General features: G+C 70.7%; 12 protein-coding genes, 1 tRNA gene and 3 pseudogenes. 4 read left to right on the top strand and 12 right to left on the bottom strand.

Features of this window, described 5'->3' with window-relative positions:
• Positions 1-479: 479 nt before the first annotated feature.
• The 4 genes and pseudogenes from ACRRRO_RS08410 to ACRRRO_RS08395 all read right to left on the bottom strand — a co-directional run.
• A pseudogene (locus ACRRRO_RS08410) lies at positions 480-1436 on the bottom strand (proton-conducting transporter transmembrane domain-containing protein); the annotation flags it as partial.
• Between the two features lie 464 nt (positions 1437-1900).
• Entirely contained in the window at positions 1901-2947 is a 1047-nt protein-coding gene (locus tag ACRRRO_RS08405; protein ID WP_424795467.1) for a hypothetical protein, read from the bottom strand.
• Between the two features lie 2 nt (positions 2948-2949).
• A complete protein-coding gene (gene dcd / locus ACRRRO_RS08400; protein WP_424788717.1) occupies positions 2950-3531 on the bottom strand; it encodes a dCTP deaminase in 582 nt (193 codons plus the stop codon).
• Positions 3532-3602: 71 nt separating this feature from the next.
• A tRNA-Gly gene (locus ACRRRO_RS08395) sits at positions 3603-3676 on the bottom strand.
• A gap of 206 nt (positions 3677-3882) precedes the next feature.
• On the opposite strand from ACRRRO_RS08395, the gene ACRRRO_RS08390 reads away from it, so the two are divergent.
• Complete coding sequence (locus ACRRRO_RS08390) at positions 3883-5565, top strand: NAD-binding protein (protein ID WP_424795468.1); 1683 nt, start codon at positions 3883-3885, stop codon at positions 5563-5565.
• A gap of 30 nt (positions 5566-5595) precedes the next feature.
• Here the strand turns inward: ACRRRO_RS08390 and pgi are convergent, their stop codons facing one another.
• A complete protein-coding gene (gene pgi, locus ACRRRO_RS08385; protein WP_424795469.1) occupies positions 5596-7275 on the bottom strand; it encodes a glucose-6-phosphate isomerase in 1680 nt (559 codons plus the stop codon).
• A 147-nt stretch (positions 7276-7422) separates the two neighbouring features.
• Between pgi and ACRRRO_RS08380 the strand changes: the two genes are divergently transcribed.
• Positions 7423-7923 carry a phosphoribosyl-ATP diphosphatase gene (locus tag ACRRRO_RS08380; RefSeq protein WP_424795470.1) on the top strand — a complete coding sequence of 167 codons (501 nt, stop codon included), beginning with the start codon at positions 7423-7425 and terminating at the stop codon, positions 7921-7923.
• Here the strand turns inward: ACRRRO_RS08380 and ACRRRO_RS08375 are convergent.
• Positions 7912-8631 (bottom strand): M50 family metallopeptidase, encoded by a 720-nt coding sequence (locus tag ACRRRO_RS08375; protein ID WP_424788721.1) that lies wholly within the window; start codon positions 8629-8631, stop codon positions 7912-7914. The genes ACRRRO_RS08380 and ACRRRO_RS08375 overlap by 12 nt on opposite strands.
• Before the next feature lie 241 nt (positions 8632-8872).
• On the opposite strand from ACRRRO_RS08375, the gene ACRRRO_RS08370 reads away from it, so the two are divergent.
• A complete protein-coding gene (locus tag ACRRRO_RS08370) occupies positions 8873-12466 on the top strand; it encodes a circularly permuted type 2 ATP-grasp protein (RefSeq protein WP_434081382.1) in 3594 nt (1197 codons plus the stop codon).
• Positions 12467-12478: 12 nt separating this feature from the next.
• Here ACRRRO_RS08370 and ACRRRO_RS08365 read toward each other — a convergent pair whose 3' ends face one another.
• The 5 genes and pseudogenes from ACRRRO_RS08365 to ACRRRO_RS08345 all read right to left on the bottom strand — a co-directional run bounded on the left by ACRRRO_RS08365 (position 12479) and on the right by ACRRRO_RS08345 (position 17099).
• On the bottom strand, positions 12479-13906 hold the full coding sequence (locus ACRRRO_RS08365; RefSeq protein ID WP_424795473.1) for a glucose-6-phosphate dehydrogenase: 1428 nt from the start codon (positions 13904-13906) through the stop codon (positions 12479-12481).
• A 57-nt stretch (positions 13907-13963) separates the two neighbouring features.
• Positions 13964-16196 (bottom strand): annotated as a pseudogene (locus ACRRRO_RS08360) (heavy metal translocating P-type ATPase).
• A 102-nt stretch (positions 16197-16298) separates the two neighbouring features.
• Positions 16299-16520, bottom strand: a complete 222-nt coding sequence (locus tag ACRRRO_RS08355; protein WP_424795475.1) for a hypothetical protein — start codon at positions 16518-16520, stop codon at positions 16299-16301.
• Entirely contained in the window at positions 16520-16729 is a 210-nt protein-coding gene (locus ACRRRO_RS08350; protein WP_424795476.1) for a heavy-metal-associated domain-containing protein, read from the bottom strand. Before ACRRRO_RS08350 ends, ACRRRO_RS08355 begins: the two co-directional genes overlap by 1 nt.
• A 175-nt stretch (positions 16730-16904) precedes the next feature.
• Positions 16905-17099, bottom strand: coding sequence for a hypothetical protein (locus ACRRRO_RS08345; RefSeq protein WP_434081381.1), 195 nt, complete (start codon positions 17097-17099; stop codon positions 16905-16907).
• A 30-nt stretch (positions 17100-17129) separates the two neighbouring features.
• Here ACRRRO_RS08345 and ACRRRO_RS08340 point away from each other — a divergent pair.
• Positions 17130-19126 (top strand): annotated as a pseudogene (locus tag ACRRRO_RS08340) (heavy metal translocating P-type ATPase).
• 25 nt (positions 19127-19151) lie between these two features.
• Here ACRRRO_RS08340 and map read toward each other — a convergent pair.
• Positions 19152-19919 carry a type I methionyl aminopeptidase gene (gene map, locus ACRRRO_RS08335; protein ID WP_424795478.1) on the bottom strand — a complete coding sequence of 256 codons (768 nt, stop codon included), beginning with the start codon at positions 19917-19919 and terminating at the stop codon, positions 19152-19154.
• Between the last annotated feature and the right edge of the window lie 503 nt (positions 19920-20422).

Below are 20422 nucleotides of genomic sequence, written 5' to 3'. Positions count from 1 at the left end.
GTGCACCGCTCTGGGTGTAGGAGGTCAGCGAGGCCGAGAACCGGTCCAGCAAGCGCATCGAGTCGCGGTAGGTACGGTCGGCATCGACCGGCGGGCTGATCGCCTCCTGGAACCGCTCCACCATCGGGCGGCCCAGGGCGAGCAGCGACCCGAACACGATGATGAGCCCCGTCAGTCCCAGTGGGATACCGAATCCGGCCCACAGGGTCAGGTGCCCGGGCTGCCCCACCGGGTAACTCAGGGCGTACGGGGGCGAGCAGGTACTCCCCCAGCGCGGGCAGCAATCCGGCGATCAGTCCGCCGGCGGCCAGCAGGTTCGGGGAGATGAACAGCCCGACGTGCTCGCGATCGAGCGGGGTCTCGGGCACTCCCGCCTTGCGGGCGTAGGCGCCCCAGAGGAACCGCACACCGTAGGCGAAGGTGAGAACGGAACCGACCACCACCACGACCATCAGCACCCAGTGGCGCGCTTCTCCGCCGTCGTTGAGCGCCTCCAGGACTGCTTCCTTGCCCACGTAACCGGCCGCCGGCGGCAGCCCGACCATGGAGATCACCGCGAGCAGCCCGGGAACGAACGCGCCCTTGAGATTGCGGGCCAGACCGGACAGTTCGCGTAGGTCCCGGGTGCCGGCGGCGGCGTCGATGACGCCGACGGTGAGGAAGAGCGCCGCCTTGAACATCGCGTGCGCCCCGAGCAGGGCCAGACCGGCCAGCGCGATACCGCGGTCGGGCTGGCCCACGAGCAGGATGAGGAAGCCGAGTTGGGAGACGGTGCCGAAGGCGAGCAGGAGTTTCAGGTCGTGCTGGCGCATCGCCCGGTATCCGCCCAGCAGCATCGTGGCCGAGCCGCTGATCAGCACCATCCAGTACCACACCGGGTTCTCGGCGAAGCCGGGCGCGAGACGAGCGACCAGGTACACACCGGCCTTGACCATGGCGGCGGCGTGCAAGTAGGCACTGACCGGCGTGGGCGCGGCCATCGCACCGGGCAGCCAGAAGTGGAACGGCACCAGGGCGGACTTGCTCAGCGCACCCAACAGCACCAGTACCAGGGCGGCGGCCAGCAGCGCAGAGTGCTCCGGGGGCGCGGCCACCAGTTCGGAGAACCGATAGGACCCGCCGGGCATCTCTCCCAGGATGACGGCACCACCGAGCATCGCCAGGCCGCCGCTCACGGTCACCACCAGGGCTTCCATCGCCGAACGGCGCGAGCCCTTCCGCTCGAAGTAGTGTCCGATCAGCAGGTAGGAGGTGATCGAGGTCAGTTCCCAGAACACGAACAGCACCAGCGTGTTGTCCGTGGCGACCAGACCGAGCATGGACCCGGCGAAGGCGACGAAGGTGGCGGCGAACCGGTTCAGGTACTTGGCGCCGCTGGCGAAGTACCACGCGCAGTAGAACAGCACCATCGACCCGATTCCGCCGACCAGCAGCATCATCAGCCAGGTGAGACCGTCGACGCGGAAGTCCAGCGTGGCATCGAGCGTGGGGATCCAATTGACCTGGACATGGACAGGGCTGCCGTCCATGATCTGGCGGGTATGCGCCAGCGCCCACACCGCCACCGAGAGGGGAACCAGTGCCAGCACGATGAAGCCGCGCCGGCCGAACACACGCATCAGCGTGGGGGCAGCCAGAGCCGCTACCAGGTGTAGCGCCAGCAGCTGCAGCACGTCCGCTCCTCGGGGGTGGTGGGCGTGGTCAAGTTGTGCCCATCATGCACCGATCAACCCCGGGCATGGCCGTGTCTTCGCCCCGGGGAGATGTGGGCATGTGGGCGGTGCGATCCGTCGGTCATGTTATCAACGCGCGCCGGTACCCCGACCCGGGCCCAGGATCCGGGACCGGTTCCCGGCGCTGACCCACCCTCGCGGTGGGCAGCCTCACACCCTGTTCGCCCTCAGTCGCTCTCGCTCGGGTCCACATCCAGTCCCAGGTCCACCAGGAAACCGTCATCGTCGGCCACCACCCCACCCACGGCGGCCAGCAACGCCGCCGCGCTGTCCTCGATCAGGGCGCGTACCTGCTCCGGGACGGCCGGCTCCTCCTCGCCGGCCTCTACCGCTACCGGGTACCAACGCAGGTAGTAACTGAGCAGACCCTGCCCGGCCCACTCCACCCCCGACAGCACCGGGGGCGCCACGTCGGTGGCTTCGACCTGCACCGAGATCACGCCGTCGTCCCCGAAGTGCCACAGGGCGCCGTAACTCTCGTGCACCTGCTCGGCGGCAAGGGCCGCGGCGTCGAAGGCATCGGCGCGGGCGTGCAGTTCGGACCGCTCGGCGCGTTCGGCCTCGCTCAACTCCTCCGGCGCGGTGGGGGGCATCGGCAGAGGAGCCCAACCGGTGCTGGTGAGGATCTCCAGTCCCGGAAGCACCTCACCGAGCACCACCTGCAGTGCCTCGGGTTCCAGCCAGACGGCGCTGTGCACGATCAGGTCCACGAACGGGGCGGGATCGGGCACCAGCACCATGCCGGAGCCCCCGGTGCGCAGCGCACCACCCAGTCGGCGGGCGACGGCGAAGAGAAACTCGACCACATCGGCCTCGTCCCCCTCCGGGGTGCCCTCGGCGAAGGCGTCCAGGAGACCGCCCAGGCCGCGCAACTCCTGCGGCACCGGTCCGGCGCGGAGCACCGGGGCGCGGGCCAGGTAGGCCTCCTGGGCTTCCTCCGGCACGTCCAGCGCGGCGCGAGAGTCGTCGTCCAGCAGCCACGGGCCGGTCAGCCAGGCGCCGGGGATCAGGTCGATGGTGTGCTCGTCGCGGCGGGAGGCGCCCGGGAAGCGGCTCAGCGCCAGAGCCTCCACGTCACCCGGGTCGATCCCGGGGCCGACCAGGAGCAGGTGATGGCCCCAGGCCAGATCGGGGTCGAGGTGAGCCCGGGCGGGATCCTGCGCGGCCCGGTCGGTGCCGTGGCCGGTGGCGCCGTGCTGCTGGGGGGCGGACATGCTCACGGCTGGATCCGGGTGCGGTGGAAGTTCAGGTAGGAGCGCGAGGCCGTCGGGCCCCGCTGGTCCTGGTAGCGCGAGCCCTGGGCGCCGGAGCCGTAGGGATGCTCGGCCGGGCTGGAGAGGCGGAAGTAGCAGAGCTGGCCGATCTTCATCCCGGGCCACAGCAGGATCGGCAGGGTGGCGGTGTTGGACAGTTCCAGGGTGACGTGGCCGGAGAAACCCGGGTCGATGAAGCCGGCGGTGGAGTGGGTGAGCAGGCCCAGCCGGCCCAGACTTGACTTGCCCTCCAACCGGGCGGCGATGTCATCGGGCACGGTGATCAGTTCGTACGTGGAACCGAGCACGAACTCCCCCGGGTGCAGCACGAACGGCTCATCCGGCTCGGCCTCCAGGAGCCGGGTCAGGTCGGGCTGATCGGCGGCGGGGTCGATCACCCGGTACTTGTGGTTGTCGAACAACCGGAAGAACCGGTCCAGGCGCACGTCGACGCTGGAGGGTTGGACCATCGAGGCCTCGAACGGGTCCAGGCCGAGGCGGCCGGCGTCGAGCTCGGCGCGGATATCACGGTCGGAGAGGAGCACGGGGCCACGGTACCGCTCCGGACGGCCCGCGCGCGGCCGGGAACCGGCCGAGCCAGGACCTGGCGACCACCTGGAGCGGGTGACGGGAATCGAACCCGCGCTATCAGCTTGGGAAGCTGAAGTTCTACCATTGAACTACACCCGCGAGCGCAGCGATGAGACTGCGACCGGATCCAATATACCTGCAATCCTGCCGCGGCCGTCACAGCACGGCCGACCGCCGTCGACCCGGCGCCGTGCCCCTCGCCGGGGCATCCGGTTGTCACCAGGGACCGGCTGCTCTACGCTCGATCACCGGTGTGCCGGGAAGTCTGGTCGGCGACGATATCCCGACGTCCTGAAGGGACCGGAATGGACGGCAACGGCAGGTCCGACATCAAGCGTGCTCGGGCGATCGCCCGCCGCCGACGCCGCAAGTTCGCCGCCGCCCTGCTACTCACCGGACTGGCACTGGTGGGCGGGTCCAGCGTGCTGTTCCAGGTCCTGATGGCCACCGAGGGCCAATCCCACTCCTGGACCACCGCGATCTACTGGACCCTTACCACGATGTCCACGCTCGGCTACGGGGACGTGACCTTCACGTCCGACCTCGGCCGGATCTTCTCGATGGTGGTGCTGCTCAGCGGAGCGGTGTTCATCCTGGCACTGCTGCCGTACTTCGTGATCCAGCACGTCCTGACCCCGTGGCTGGACCGGCGTGACGCGGCACGGGCTCCGCGCCGCGCCCCGCCGCAGATCCGCAACCATCTCATCCTCGTGGGCGCGGACACCGTCGTCGAGACGCTGGTCGCGCGCGCCAAGCGCTCCCGTGTCCCCTGCGTCCTGGTGGTGGATCACCCCAAACAGGCCGGGCTGCTGCACGACCGCGGCTACATCGTGGTGCTGGGGCCGTTGGACTCGGTCGACACCTACCGCAAGGCGGGTGTGGAGCGGGCGAAGATGGTGGTCTCGATGCTGCCGGACACCACCACCACGAACGTGGTGTTCACCGTGCGCCAGATCGCCAAGGACGTGATCGTGGCGGTGACGGCGGACAAGGCCGCCTCGGTCGACGTCCTGGAACTCGCCGGCGCCGACCACGTCCTGGAGCTCGCCACACAACTGGGCCGGGCGATGGCGGGCCGCGTGCTCGGCACGACCGGGCGTGCGCACCACATCGGGGCCTTCGGCCGGACCGTCATCGCTGAGGCGGCGGCCCGGCACACCGAGTTGGTGGGCATGACGCTGGAACAGGCCCGCGCGGAAGTGAGTTGCCGGATCCTTGCGGTCATGCGTAAGGGCAGGCTGCGGCCGACGAAGCCGGACCCTGGCATCGACGCGGACACCGTGCTGGTGCTGGCGGGCACGGCCGACGAGGTGAAGGAGTACGACGCGCGGTTCCAGGTCCCGCAGAACCACGATGACCCGGTGCTGATCATCGGCGGCGGGCGGGTGGGCCGCGCGGCTGCCAAGGCCCTGACCGAGACCGGCGTTCCGTCCACGATCGTGGAGCAGGTTCCCGATCGAGCCGGGTCGGTCACCCGCGTCGTCGAGGGTGACGCCGCGGACCTGGAGGTGCTGCGCTCAGCCGGATTCGACACCGCACCGGCGGTTCTGGTCACAACGCACGACGACGACCTGAACGTCTACCTGAGCCTGTACTGCCGGCGGCTGCGCGATGAGGTCCAGGTGGTCTCGAGGGCTACCCACGAACGCAACGTGGCCACGCTCTACCGGGCCGGGGCCGACGGGGTGCTCTCCTACGCCACGATCGGTGCCACTGAACTGTGGAACCGCGCGACGCTGCCGCACCGGATGGTCATCGCCGAGGGCAACGAGTTGTTCCTCGTTCCCCGCCCGGCGGCACTGGCCCGGCTGCCGGTGCGCAACCCGGAGGTGTTTCAGCAGACCGGCTGCCAGATCGTCGCCGTGACCGACGCGGACGGGACGCTGCTGCGTGACTCCGAACGGATCCCGACCGGCGATGGGCAGCAGTTGCTGCTCCTGGGCGACCGGCACGCCGAGGAGCGGTTCCGCGCCAAGTACCCCGGCTAGCCCCCGCCGGCGTAGGGTGCTGCGCCCCGCTCAGTGCCTGGCGTCCCGGTAGTACCGGATCAGCGCCTGGGTGGAGGCGTCCTGGGCCGCGAGCGCCTCCTCATCCCCGGTGACCGCCGGGGCGATCTGGCTGGCCAGTTCCTTGCCCAGCTCCACCCCCCACTGGTCGAAGGAGTCGATGCCCCAGACGATGCCCTGAGTGAAGGTGATGTGCTCGTACAGTGCGATCAACTGACCCAGCACCGACGGGCTCAGCGCCGGAGCCATGATCGAGGTGGTGGGCCGGTTGCCGGGGAAGGTGCGGGCGGGCACCACCGCCTCGTCGGTGCCTTCGGCCCGCACCTCATCGGCGGTCTTGCCGAACGCCAGCGCGCGGGTCTGGGCGAAGAAGTTGGCCAGGAACAGGCTGTGCACGTCCACGTGCCCGTCCTTGCGGGGGTCGGCGGGGTTGGCCACGGCGATGAAGTCGGCGGGGATCAGCCGGGTGCCCTGGTGGAGGAGTTGGTAGAAGGCGTGCTGGCCGTTGGTGCCCGGCTCACCCCAGAACACCTCACCGGTGTCGGTGGGCACGGGTGAGCCGTCCCAGCGCACCCCCTTGCCGTTGGACTCCATCGTCAGTTGCTGCAGGTAGGCCGGGAAGCGGTGCAGGTCCTGGGCATAGGGCAGCACCGCGTGGGTGTGCGCGCCCAGGAAGTTGACGTACCAGATGTTCAGCAGCCCCATCAGGGCCGGCACGTTGTGCGCAATCTCGCTGGTGCGGAAGTGCTCGTCCACGGCGTGGAAGCCGCCGAGGAACTCGGTGAACCGCTGCGGTCCGATCGCGATCACCAACGACAGCCCGACGGCCGAGGGCACCGAGTAGCGCCCGCCCACCCAGTCCCAGAAGCCGAACGTGTTGTCGGTGTCGATGCCGAAGTCGGCCACCCTGTCCAGTGCGGTGGAGACCGCCACGAAGTGGCGGGCGACGGCGTTGGTGCGCTCGGCCTGCTCGGTCCCGATCACCCCCCGCCGGGCAAGTTGCTCCCACAACCAGGTGCGGGCCATCCGGGCGTTGGTGAGGGTCTCGATCGTGCCGAAGGTCTTGGAGGCCACGATGAACAGGGTGGTCTCGGGGTCTACGCCGGCCAGGGTGGCGGCGATGTCTGCGGGGTCGATGTTGGAGATGAATCGCACCTCGATGTCCTCGGCCACGTAGGACCGCAACGCCTCGTAGGCCATCACCGGGCCCAGGTCGGAACCGCCGATGCCGATGTTGACCACGGTGCGCACGCGCTTGCCGCTCAGCCCGGTCCACGCCCCCGAGCGCACCTGGTCGGCGAAGGTATACATCCGCTCCAGCACCTCGTGCACGTCGGCGTCGACGTCCTGGCCGTCCACGACCAGCGCCGGACTCCGATCCTTGGGCCGGCGCAGCGCGGTGTGCAGCACTGCCCGGTCCTCGGTGGCGTTGATGCGCTCCCCGGCGAACATCGCGGCGATCCGCCCGGGCAGGTCGACCTCTTCGGCGACCTTGGTCAGCAGCCTGAGGGTCTCGTCGGTGATGAGGTTCTTGGACAGGTCCACGTAGAGGTCCCCCACGGTGTGGCTGTACCGTTCGGCGCGGCCGGGGTCCCGGGCGAACCAGCCGCGCAGGTCCGGCTCGAACGACTCGGCGTCGGCCCGCAGGGAACGCCAGGCGTCGGTGGTGGTGACATCGATCGGGGTATTCACGGGTGAGCTCCTTCGAAACTGGTACCTACCCTCACCGTATTGCCCGGGCCGCTGCGGCGCTCCCCGCCCTGGCCTCGCATGTTCGGCACCGGACCGGGCCCGGCGCGGCCTGGGCGGCAGAACCGCCCGGCCTTCTACTGCGGGGCGATGCGCTCCGACACCGGCCACCCCGACCGACCCACGCCCCTGCACTCGGGTGATGAACCCGAGGCGCTGGTGCGACAGTTCCACCGCACCTGCGGGCTACCGATCGCCCAGGACGGACCGTCGGTGGATCGTGAGCGTGTGCACATGCGCATGGCGCTGATCGCGGAGGAATTCGCCGAGCTGGTCGGCGCGGTGTACGGTCCGCGGGCGGAGACCTTCGTGACCGAGGCGTTCACCCGCGCGGTCGACGCCGACGACGGCACCCGGGACACGGTCGGTGCCGCCGATGCGCTGGCTGACCTGGTCTACGTGATCTACGGGATGGCGCTGGAGTGCGGACTCCCGCTGGCCCGGGTCCTGACCGAGGTGCAGGCCTCGAACATGTCGAAACTGGGCTCCGACGGCCGGCCGATCTACCGCCCCGACGGCAAGGTGCTCAAGGGCCCGGACTACTTCCGGCCGGACGTGGCGGGTGCGCTCGGGCTGGGTTCACAGCAGTAGCCGCTGGGCCTCGGTCACCACCAGGGCGGTGGCCGCGGCCAGCACCAGCGCGAACGTCAGCAACCACACCACCCGGGGCAGCGGCGTCAGGCGCGCCAGCACCGCCGGATCCGAGCCGCGATCCCGGCCCCGCCAGACCGAACCCAGGTGCCGCCAAGCCCCGATCAGCAGCAGCAGGCCGGTGGCCACCAGCACCTGCATCTGCAGCACCACCGACCCCGCCCACCACAGCCACAGCGCGCCGGCGCTGACGGCCAGCATCACCAGGGCGGTCAGCACCGATCGCACCCGCACCCAGGAGATCAGCAGGATCACCAGCACCGCCGTCAGCACCGGTGGCCCCAGCCCCCGCGTGGCGGTCCACACCAGCAGCGCGCCCAGGATCGCCGGAGCCGGATAGCCGGCCCAGGTGGTCGCCACCAGGGCGGCCCCGCGCGGTTTACCCCGGGTGACGGCGTGCCCGGACATGTCCGCCCGGAGGACGAAGCCGGTGAACGTGCGCCCGGTCGCCAGGCCCACCAGAGCATGCCCGAGTTCGTGCACCAGCGTCACCGCCAACCGGACGATCCGCCACAGCGGACCCACGGCCACCAACGCCAGCGCGATACCCGCGCTGATCAGCAGGTGCTCGGGTTCGACCTGACCGGCCTGGCTCGCCGGAACCGGGACGATGCGCTCGGAGATCTGGGACCAGGACGGGACATCCACGCAGTCACCCTAACCGCGCCCGGGGGCGGAGCCGCGCAGACCTACCGCACCGGCACCCGGCCGACCGCACATCCCCGGCCGGGTGCGCCCACGCCATGCCGGCACACCCGCCACGCCGGCACCTGCCCGCGTGCCCTGGACCCACCCAAGCGCCCAAGCACCGATTGACATACGATGTGCGCTGCATCGCGCGTGCGTCCCAGGGGCGTTCGTGCACCCACCGGAGGAGAGGCGCGAGCGAGTGAGTGACCTGCTCGATTCCTATCGCGCGCCCGGACCGGGCCGGGATGAGATGGTGCACGCCACCGGCACCGCCCGGGCCGCCTGGGACCAGATGGCCGATCTTGCTGAATTGCACACCTGGCACCAGATCGAGGACGCCCGGGCGGAGATCTCCACGATGCTGTCCGACCAGTGGGTCCGCCACGGCAGCGACACCGAGGAGGCGCCCTGGGAACTCGATCCGCTCCCGGTGATCCTCGATGAGGTGGAGTGGGCCGGGGTGGAGACCGCCCTGGGCCAGCGCGCCGAACTGCTCGATGAGATCCTCACCGACCTCTACGGGCCCCGCCGGCTGATCACCGAGGGCCTGATCCCGGCCGACCTGGTCCTGCCCCACCCCGGATTCCTGCGCGCCGTGGACGGGATCGCCATCCCGGGCCCCCGCCAGTTGTTCCTGCACGCCGCCGATGTGGCCCGGGAGGACGACGGCGGCTGGCGGGTGCTGGCCGACCGCACCCAGGCCCCCTCCGGGCTGGGTTTCGCGATGGCCGACCGGCGGGCGGTGGCCCAGGTGATGGCCGGGTTGTACCGCCAGGCCCGGATCCGGCGGATCGGCCCGTTCTTCCACGCCCTGGCCACCGCGCTACGGGAGGTGGCTCCGCCGTCTGCCGGTGATGCCCCACGGATCGCGATGCTCACGCCCGGGCCCTACTCCGAGACCGCGTTCGACCAGGGGTACCTGGCCTCGATGCTGGGGCTGGCGTTGGTGCAGGGGGAGGACCTGGAGGTACACGGGGGCCGGTTGTGGATGCGTTCCCTCCACGGCGCCGAGCCGGTGGACGTCCTGCTGCGCCGGGTGGACGCGGAGTACTGCGACCCGTTGGACCTGCGCGGCGATTCCCGTCTCGGCGCTGCCGGCCTGGTCCAGACCGCACGGGAGGGCAACCTGACCGTGGTGAACACCCTGGGCAGCGGAGTGCTGGAGAATCCGGCGCTGCTGGCCTACCTGCCGCAACTGTGCCGGGTGCTGCGCGATGAGGACCTGGCGCTGCCCTCCACCGTGACCTACTGGTGCGGGGACCGGGCCATGTGCTCCCACGTGATCGCCAACCTGGGCCACCTGGTGATCCGGCACACCGCCCCGGGTGCCCCACCGATCCACGGCTGGGAGCTGGGGGCCGACGCGCGCGCGAGCCTGTCCGCGGTGATCGCCGCCCAGCCGCGCCAGTGGGTTGGCCAGGAGCCGGTTGGAGCCTCCACCACCCCCACCGCCGGGCCCGGTGCGCTGGTGGCCCGCCCCACCACGCTGCGCACCTTCGCGCTGGCCCGGCCCGGTGGCTACCAGGTGATGTCCGGCGGGCTCGCGCAGGTGAGCGGCCCGCAGATCGGGGACGCCGAGGTTCCCAGCGTCTTCGCCAACGACACCGCCGCGGGCGGTGCCGCCGCCGGTGCCACCGCCAAGGACCTGTGGGTGCTGTCCACCGAACCGCAGCCGGTCCTGGAGCCCTGGGAGCCGGGCAGGGCCGACGACGACGCACCGGCGGGTGCAACAGGTGCCGCAGCGGAGGGGGCCGGCCAGGGTGGGACCGACACCATCTCCGCTGGTGCCGCCGAGAACCTGTTCTGGTTCGGCCGCTACGCCGAACGCGCCGAGGCCACGGTCCGCCTGCTGCAGGTGGTCGCCGACCTCTGGGCCGACCACCACACCAGCCCGACCTCCCCGGGCGGACGCAGCCTGGACGTGCTGGAACGCGTCCTGGCCGGTACCACCGCCGGCGGCACCCCGCAGCAGGTCCTGATCGGGGAGGAACCGGGCACGGTGGCCTTCGCCGTGGACCGCATCCTGCGCGCCGCCACGGCGGTGCGCGACCAACTCTCCTCCGACACCTGGCAGGCGCTGGCCACGGTGAACCGCGCGCTGGATCGGGCCCGCGCCCAGCACCGAGGAGGCGGCGTGGTGGACCTGTCCCGGGCCGTCTCCCGAGTCACCGAGGGGATGCTCGCGCTGGCCGGGATCAGCGCCGAGTCGATGATGCGTGACGTGGGGTGGTCGCTGATGGAGATCGGGCGCCGGATCGAACGCGCCCAGCACCTGGTGATGACGCTGCGGGCATGCCTGCCGAACCAGCAGCCCCCCGCGGTGGAAGCCGGAGTGCTGGAGGCGCTGCTGATCGCCCACGAGTCCGCCATCACCTACCGGCGCCGCTTCCAGCGGCACGCCCGGGTGGAGACCTTCCTGGACCTGCTGCTGTTGGACCGGCGGAACCCGCGGGCACTGGCCTACCAGGTGGAGGCGATCGCCACGCTGCTCGTGCAGGTGCCCACCCCGGTACGGGACGCCGGTTCCAGGGACCAGTTACTGGCGGATCTGCGGGACCTGCTCGCCGAGGGGGAGGACGGTGCTGTCCGACGCCGACGACGACGGTCACCGCGCCCACCTGGCGGGCTTTCTGGAGTCCCTGCACTGGCGGTTGGCCGAACTGGCCAACGAGATCGCCCGGGTGCACTTCATCCACCCGGTGCCGAGCCAGTGGCTGGACGCGGTGGGCATCCGGGTACCCGGTGCGGACGAGGCCACCGAGCCCCCGGTCTGGGCCTGGGGGAACGGGGGTGGCGTGCGATGAACACATCCGAGTCGTCCGTGCGCCACTACCGGCTCACCCACGCCACCACCTACACCTACCCGGCCGACGTCACCTCCTCCTACGGGCGGGCGATCCTGCTGCCCCGGACCGGATCCGGCCAGCAGGTGCACATCGCCGGGCTGAGCGTGGATCCCGGCGCCGACCACAGCGGACAGCACAGCGACTTCGCCGGGAACGGCTCCACCTACTTCCACGTCACCCGGCCGCACCGGCGCCTGGAGGTCACCGCCCGCTCGGTGGTCACCACCAAACGGCGCCGGGTCGAACCCGACTCCCTGCCCGCGGTGGCGTGGGAGGAGGTCAGCCGCGCCGTCGACGCGGTGTGCCGCACCGGTGAACACCCGAGCGTGGGCGGCGCCACCACCGCGCTGGCCATCGCCGAGGCGCGCGCCGCGTCCCCGATGATCGACGTGATCGAGGAGGTGCGGGCCTACGCCGCGCCCTCCTTCGTCCCGGGGCGCCCCATGGTGGATGTGGTGGCGGACCTGAGCAACCGGATCTTCACCGACTTCGACTTCGTCTCCGGGGCCACCCGGGTGGACACCCGGCTCTCGGAGGTACTCAAGCGGCGCGTCGGGGTCTGCCAGCACTTCGCCCACCTGCTCATCGGGTGCGCGCGCGCGATGGGGCTGGCGGCCCGGTACGTCTCGGGGTACATCGAGACCCAACCGCCCCCGGGCCGGCCGAAGTTGCGGGGCGTGGACGCCTCCCACGCCTGGGCCGCGCTGTGGCTTCCCGGCGGCGGGTGGTTGCACATCGACCCGACCAACGACCAGTTCATCGACAGCCGCTACGTCCAACTCGGCTGGGGCCGCGACTACGGAGACGTCTCCCCGCTGCGGGGGATCGTGTTCACCGAGGGGTCCGGCTCCACCCTGGAGGTGGCGGTGGACCTGTGGCCGATCGAGGCCGATCAGGTGGAGGCGACCGTGGCCCAGGTCCGCCAGGAGCTGGGCGAGGATGGTTGATTCAGCCGGTGGTCATCGGACGGGGCCCGCGCTCCCGGCGGGGTAGGTCTGCAGCGGAACCGTGCCGGCGGCCCAGGCGGCCAGTACCGGCTCCACCACCCGCCAGCACTGCTCCACCACGTCACCGCGTACCGACAACAGCGGGTCCCCCTCCAGTACTCCGGAGAGCACTTCCCCGTAGGCGGGCAGCTCCCCCGTGGCAAAGGCGGTGGACATCACCACCCGGTCCAGTTCCCACGGGTCACCGGAGCCGTTGACGTCCAGTTCCAGGTCGAGGCACTCCGGGCCGAGGCCGAGCCGCAACCGCGCCGGCTGGGAGGTGCCGAGCAAACCGGTGGGCAGGTGCGGGACCGGTTTGAAGGTGATCAGTGCCTCCTTGCGGGTGGCACCCAGCGCCTTGCCGGACCGGAGCCGGAACGGGACTCCCTTCCAGCGCCAGTTGTCGATGAAACAGGTGACCTCGGCCAGGGTCTCGGTGCCGGCCCCGGGATCCACGCCGGGTTCATCGGCGTAGGCGATCACGTCCCGCTCCCCGATCCGTCCGGCGCCGTAGCGTGCTCGCACGCTGTGCCTGGTGGGGTCCCCGGCCCGGGTGGCACGCAGCACCTCGGCGATGCGGTCGCGCACGTCGCGTTCGCCCATCGTGGCGGGCGGGGCCATCGCGATCAGGGCCAGCACCTGGAGCAGGTGGCTCTGGATCATGTCCCGCAGCGCACCGGCGGAGTCGTAGTAGCGGGCCCGGTCCTCCAGGGCCAGGTCCTCGTCGTAGACGATGTCCACCGAGTCGATGTGCGCCGCGCTCCAGAGCGGTTCGAAGATCCGGTTGGCGAACCGGAATCCCAGGATGTTCAGCACGGTGGACTTGCCCAGGAAGTGATCGACCCGGTGGATCTGCTCCTCCGGCACCAGGGCGCGCACGGTCCGGTTCAGCGACCGGGCCGACGCCGCGTCGGACCCGAACGGCTTCTCCATGATCAACCGGGTGCCCTCGGGCACGCCGATCTCACCCAGCGCCCGGCAGGCCTGCTCGGTCGCCGCCGGTGGGAGTGCGAAGTAGATGGCCACCGGGCCGGCGCACACCTGCAGGGCGCGGCGCAGGTCATCGGGGCTGGCGGCGTCGGTGCGCACGTAGACCGACTCGCGCTCCAACCGGCGCAGGGCTCCCGCACCGGGATCGGACAGGGTGGGCGCGGCCATCTCCTCCCAGGGCGCGACCTCGATGCTGGGCGTGGCCGCGAACGCCTCGCGCAGCCGGTTCCGCCACCGGGTGTCATCCCAGTCCTCCGCCCCCGCCCCCACCAGGTTCAGGTACGGGGCCCCGCCGCCGGCGAGGAGGCGCCCCACGCCCGGCAGCAGGAGCCGGCCGGCCAGGTCACCGCTGGCACCGAGCACCAGCAGGGTGCGCACGTGTGCCGCCGCGCCGGCCTCGACGTCGGTCATTGCGCCACCTCCATCACCGCCCGCACCTGATTCATGGTGGAGCACGTAGGAGCGATCCTACGAGGCGGTCACCTTCGGCGCGGGGGTGTACGCACGGGACTCGAAGGACCGCAGCCGCAGGCTGTTGCCCACCACGAACACGCTGGAGAAGGCCATCGCGGCGCCGGCGAGCATCGGGTTGAGCAGGCCGAAGGCGGCCAGGGGGATCGCGGCGGTGTTGTAGGCGAAGGCCCAGAACAGGTTCCCCTTGATGGTGCCCAGCGTCCTGCGGGACAGCCGGATCGCATCGGCCGCGCTGCGCAGGTCCCCACGGACCAGGGTGATGTCGGCGGCCTGGATGGCCGCGTCGGTGCCGGTGCCCATGGCCAGGCCGAGATCGGCCTGGGCCAGCGCTGCGGCGTCGTTCACGCCATCGCCGACCATCGCGACCACCTTGCCCTCGCTCTGCAAGCGGGCCACCACGTCCACCTTCTCCTTCGGCAGCACCTCGGCGATGACCGTCTCGGTACCCACCTCGGCGGCGATCTGCTCCGCGACGGCCTTGTTGTCACCGGTGAGCAGCACCGGCGTCAGACCGAGACCCCGCAACTGCCGGATCGCCTCGGCACTGGTGGGCTTGACCGTGTCGGCCACCGTCAGCACGCCCCGGGCAGCGCCGTCCCACGCAACGACGACGGCGGTCGTGCCCTGCGATTCGGCGGCGGCCTTGGCCGTGGCCAGACCCGCGGGCAGGTCCTGGGAGATCTCTTCCAGCAGGCTCTCGCGGCCGACGATGACGGTGCGGCCCTCCACCACGCCGCGCACGCCCCTTCCCTCGAGATTGGTGAAGTCGTGGGCCTGCGGCAATTCGGCCACCTCATCGGCGGCACCGGTGGCGATGGCCCGGGCGACGGGGTGCTCGGAGGAGTTCTCCAGCGCTCCGGCCAGGCGGAGCAGTTCGGAGCGGTCCACACCCTCAGCGGGGTGGACCCCGGTCAGGGTCATGGTCCCGGTGGTGACCGTGCCGGTCTTGTCCAGCACCACGGTGTCGGACTTGCGGGTGGACTCCAGCACCTCCGGGCCCTTGATCAGGATGCCCATCTGGGCGCCGCGACCGGTGCCCACCAGCAACGCGGTGGGGGTGGCCAGTCCGAGCGCGCACGGGCAGGCGATGATCAGCACCGCGACCGCGGCGGTGAAGGCGGCGCTGAGCGGGAAGCCGGCACCGATCCAGGCGCCCAGGGCCGCCACTGCGATCGCGATGGCGGTCGGGACGAAGATCCCCGAGACCCTGTCCGCCAGGCGCTGGATCTCGGCCTTGCCGGACTGGGCGTCCTCGACCATCTTGGCCATCTGCGCCAGTTTGGGTGTCGCCGCCCACGCGCGTGGCGCGCACCACCAGTCGCCCGCCGGCGTTCACGGTGGCCCCGGTGACGGCATCGCCATCTGACACCTCCACCGGCACCGATTCGCCGGTGAGCATCGAGGCGTCCACCGCCGAGGTGCCGGAGACGATGACGCCGTCGGTGGCGATCTTCTCCCCCGGGCGCACGATGAACTCATCGCCCACCGCGAGTTCGGCGCTGGGGATCCTGGTCTCCACCCCGCCGCGCAGGACTGCCACGTCCTTGGCGCCCATCTCCATCAGTGCGCGCAGCGCGGCACCGGCCCGGCGCTTGGAGCGCTTCTCGAAGTAGCGGCCCAGCAGGATGAACATCGTCACCCCGGCGGCCACCTCGAGGTAGATGTTCGCGGCGCCGTCGGTGGGGGCGATGCTCAGTTCGAAGGCGTGAGTCATCCCCGGTACGCCGGCGGTGCCGAGGAACAGCGCGTACAGCGACCACACGAACGCCGCGCTGGTGCCCAGGGATACCAGGGTGTCCATCGTGGCGGCACCGTGACGCAGGTTCGTCCACGCCGCCTTGTGGAAGGGCCAGCCGCCCCACACGATCACCGGTGCGGTCAGGGCCAGGGAGGCCCACTGCCAGTACGTGAACTGCAGCGCGGGGATCATCGACATGGCGATCACCGGCACCGACAGCAGCACCGATCCGATCAGACGCTGGCGCAGGGTGACCAGCTCGGGATCGACCTCATCGTCGGTCTCGGACTCGTCCGCCGCGGTCCGTGGCGGTTCGGGGAGCGTGGCGGTGTAGCCGGTGCGGGCCACGACGTCGATCAGGGTGTCGATCCGGACGCCGTCGGCGAGGGTCACGCGGGCCTTCTCGGTGGCGTAGTTCACCGAGGCCTCGACGCCGTCGAGTTTGTTGAGTTTCTTCTCCACCCGCATGGCACACGAGGCACAGGTCATCCCGCCGATCGCCAGTTCCACGGCGCTGCCGGCGCCCTGCTGCTGGGCGGGGTGTGGACATCGGTGCCTCTCCTTCGTACTGCTGGCTGGTGCGTCACCGGCTCAGTGGTCGGCGGGCTCCTCGGCGGGGTCCGCCTCCGTGCTCTCGTCGTCGCCGGAACCGGTGCCCGGCTGGCCGGGTTCCTCGTGACGGATCTCCTCCACGGTTCGGACCCAGTCCTGCACGGTCTCCTCCGGCACCACGACGTTGCCCATCGCGGCCGCCACCACGAAGACCACCACGAGACCGGCCCCGTAGAGGCCGAGCCGGAGGGGGACCTTCATCAGGCGCGCACCGCCTCGTATCCGGCCTCGTCCACCGCTGCCACGACGGTGGCGTCATCGACCGGCCCGTTCACGCTGAGCACGAGGGTGCCCGTCTGCGCACTGACCTCGACCGCTTCCACGCCGGAGATCTGCCCGACCTCCTCGCGTACGGCGTTCTCGCAGTGCGAGCAGGTCATGCCAGTCACTTGGTACTCGTGCCGGTCCATGCGTCCTCCTTTAATGGATGCGGTACCCGTAGGGGGTATAGGATTCGTCCGATCGTATACCCAGGGCGGGTATCGGTGTCAATCGATGCGATTGGGCCGAGGCCTCGTATATCGTGGGTCATCCTGATACCCTACGGGGGTATATCGCGAATGGGAGATCGTCGTTATGAGCATCTCAGGACCTCACCACCACAGCGACCCGGGCATCCAGCAGGCTCAGGACCCTCGCGGGCACGACCCTGACAGCGAGCACGCCCAGCACGACGAGCACAGCGAGCACGCCCAGCACAACGAGCACAGCGAGCACGCTCATCACGGTCACGGTGGCCATGGTCATCATGGCCACGGCGGCCACGACCACGGCGACCACGTGGGCCAGTTCCGCCGGTTGTTCTGGATCATGCTCCTCCTCGGCCTGCCGACGGTGCTGCTGAGCCCGATGTTCGCGCACATCATCGGCTACGACCTGCCCGAGGCCGGCTGGCTCACCTGGGTCGCGCCGGTGCTGGGCACGATCATCTACCTCTGGGGTGGCCGGCCCTTCCTCACCGGCGCCGTCAGTGAACTCAAGGCGCGCAAGCCCGGGATGATGCTGCTGATCGCGATGGCCATCACCGTCGCCTTCATCTCCTCGTGGGGCGCCAGCCTGGGCCTGCTGTCCCACGAGTTGGAGTTCTGGTGGGAACTGGCGCTGCTGGTGGTGATCATGCTGCTGGGGCACTGGATCGAGATGCGCTCCCTGGAACAGACCTCCTCGGCACTGGACTCCCTGGCCGCCTTGCTCCCCGACGAGGCCGAGCGGGTCGACGGCGACCAGGTCACCACGGTCGCGCCCTCGGACCTGGTCGTGGGCGATGTCGTCATCGTGCGCCCGGGTGGGCGCGTCCCAGCCGACGGTGACGTGGTCGAGGGCAGTGCCGATGTGAACGAGTCGATGATCACCGGGGAGTCCAGACCGGTGCCCCGTTCCGCAGGGGACCGGGTCGTGGCCGGCACCGTGGCCACCGACAATGCGCTGCGGGTGCGGATAGCCGCCGTCGGCGAGGACACCGCACTGGCCGGCATCCAGCGCCTGGTCGCCCAGGCGCAGTCCTCGGCCACCCGGGCTCAGCGGCTGGCGGACAAGGCAGCCGGCTGGCTGTTCTGGTTCGCGCTCGGCGCCGCAGCGGTCACCCTGGTGGCCTGGATGCTGCTCGGCACCCCCGACCAGGCCTTGATGCGAGTCATCACCGTGCTCGTGATCGCCTGCCCGCACGCCCTGGGTCTGGCGATCCCGCTGGTGGTCTCCATCGCCACCGAACGTGCCGCCAAGGGCGGGGTGCTGGTCAAGGACCGGATGGCGCTGGAGCAGATGCGCACCGTGGACGCGGTGCTGTTCGACAAGACCGGCACCCTGACCGCCGGCGAACCGGTGGTCACCGACCTCACCACCGCCGGCGACACGACCGAGGAGGACCTGCTGTCCCTGGCTGCCAGTGCCGAGGGTGACAGTGAGCACCCGCTCGCCCGGGCCATTCGCGAGGCGGCCGCGCAGAAGGGGCTGACCGTCCCGGTGGCCAGCGACTTCTCCTCGGCCACCGGCGTCGGTGTCCGGGCCACCGTGCAGGGCCGCACCGTCGCCGTCGGGGGTCCTGCCCTCCTGGCGACGTCGGACCGCTCTGCGCTGTCCGCCACCGAGGCGTGGTCCGGCCGCGGTGCCACCGTGCTGCACGTGCTCCTCGACGGCGAGGTCGCGGGTGCACTCGCCCTGGCCGATGAGATCCGCCCCGAGTCGCGCGAGGCGGTCCGCGCCCTGCACGACCTCGGCATCCACGTGGTGATGATCACCGGCGACGCCGAGCCGGTCGCCACCGCGGTGGCCGAGGAACTCGGAATCGATCAACTCTTCGCCGAGGTGCGGCCCGAGGACAAGAGCAGCAAGGTCGCCGAGTTGCAGGAGCAGGGGCGGGTGGTGGCGATGGTCGGCGACGGCGTCAACGACGCCCCGGCCCTGGCCCAGGCAGACGTCGGCATCGCGATCGGCGCCGCCGGCACGACGTCGCGATCGCCTCGGCCGGGGTGATCCTGGCCTCCGACGATCCCAGGTCGGTGCTGTCGGTGATCCAGCTCTCCCGTGCGGCGTACCGCAAGATGAAGCAGAACCTGTGGTGGGCCGCCGGCTACAACCTCGCAGCGGTGCCGTTGGCCGCTGGTGCGCTCGCCCCGATCGGATTCGTGATGCCGATGGCGGTCGGTGCGCTGCTGATGTCGCTGTCCACCGTGGTGGTGGCCATGAACGCCCAGTTCCTGCGACGCCTGGACCTGCGTCCCGAGGCCAGCGTGCGGGCCACCCGGGGCGCCGCACCGGTACGCGCGGAGCGACTGAGTCAGGAAGACCCGGTGCCCAGCCACCATTAACCACGGGCGGGCGGCCCGCCGGGCCTCAGTCGCGTGCGGTCAGCACCACCGGGCCATCGGGGGTGATCGCCACGGTGTGCTCGCTGTGCGCGCCCCGGGAACCGTCCGCGGAGCGGATGGTCCACCCGTCGGGGTCGGTGTAGATCTCATCGGTACCGGCCATGAACCACGGCTCGATGGCGATCACCAGGCCGGGGCGCAGCGGCATCCCGCGACGGGCCCGGCCGTCGTTGGGCACGTGGGGCTCTCCATGCATGCTGCGGCCCACCCCGTGCCCACCGAACTGGGTGTTCACCTGGTAGCCGTGGTCGGACGCCACGGCGCCGATAGCGGCTGAGATGTCCCCGATCCGGTTGCCCACCACGGCGACCTCGATCGCGGCCTGCAGCGCGGTCTCGGTGGCCTCGATCAGCCGCTGGTCCGCCGGATCGGGGGTGCCGACGATCATGCTGGTGGCGGCGTCCCCGACCCAGCCGTCCACGGACACCGCGAAGTCCACCGAGAGCAGGTCGCCGTCGGCCAGTGCGTAGTCGTGCGGCAGGCCGTGCAGCACCGCGTCGTTGACCGAGGTGCACAACACCTTGCCGAACGGGCTCGCCCCGAATGAGGGGTGGTAGTCGATGTAACAGGACTCCGCTCCGGCGTCGCGGATCATCTGGTGCGCCATGGCGTCCAGGTCCAGCAGGTTCACCCCCACGGCGGCGTGCTCGCGTATCGCAGCGAGCACCTTGGCCACGAGCCGGCCGGCGGGCCGCATCTGGTCAATCTCAGCGGGCGTCTTCAGTTCGATCACGCGTCCAGCCTACCCGCGGCCGCTGCGGCCGCTGCGGCCGCCGCTCGGCCGATTCGGCGGTGCGGGCGTGTCGCTGCCAGGATGGGCCGGTGTGCCCGGCAAGGATTACGGGCACAAAGCAAAGGCCCCTCGAACTAGGGATTCGAGGGGCCTTGCTTCGTCGTCGAGGGTTGCCGATGCGATGACCATCCGCCGACTCCGGCCGCCGGAGCGACCGAGTCACCTCGTCGACGATCCCATGCGGTCCGTTCAGCGGTGCGGTCCCATCGAAGACCATCCGAGCCGCGAACCCGGGGGCTCTGGCTCGGCCACTGCCGTTTTCCACATGGCGTCGTCAACAACGTCGTCCTGTGCACCTTCACCGGGTAACCCCGGCGGTTGGGTCACAGACCTGATCGATCCGGAGAACCGGACCGGTCTGGCTGACCATCGTCCGGGTCTCCCCGGCCGATGGCCCCGCAGGTTCGGTATACCAAACCCTTGGTTGACGCTTTCCCCTCCGT

Origin of the sequence: Sanguibacter sp. Z1732, assembly GCF_051020515.1 — a bacterium.
Classification (GTDB): Bacteria; Actinomycetota; Actinomycetes; order Actinomycetales; family Beutenbergiaceae; genus CALKWS01.
Note: the sequence above shows the minus strand (reverse complement) of the source record. Positions and strands in the feature narration are given on the sequence as shown.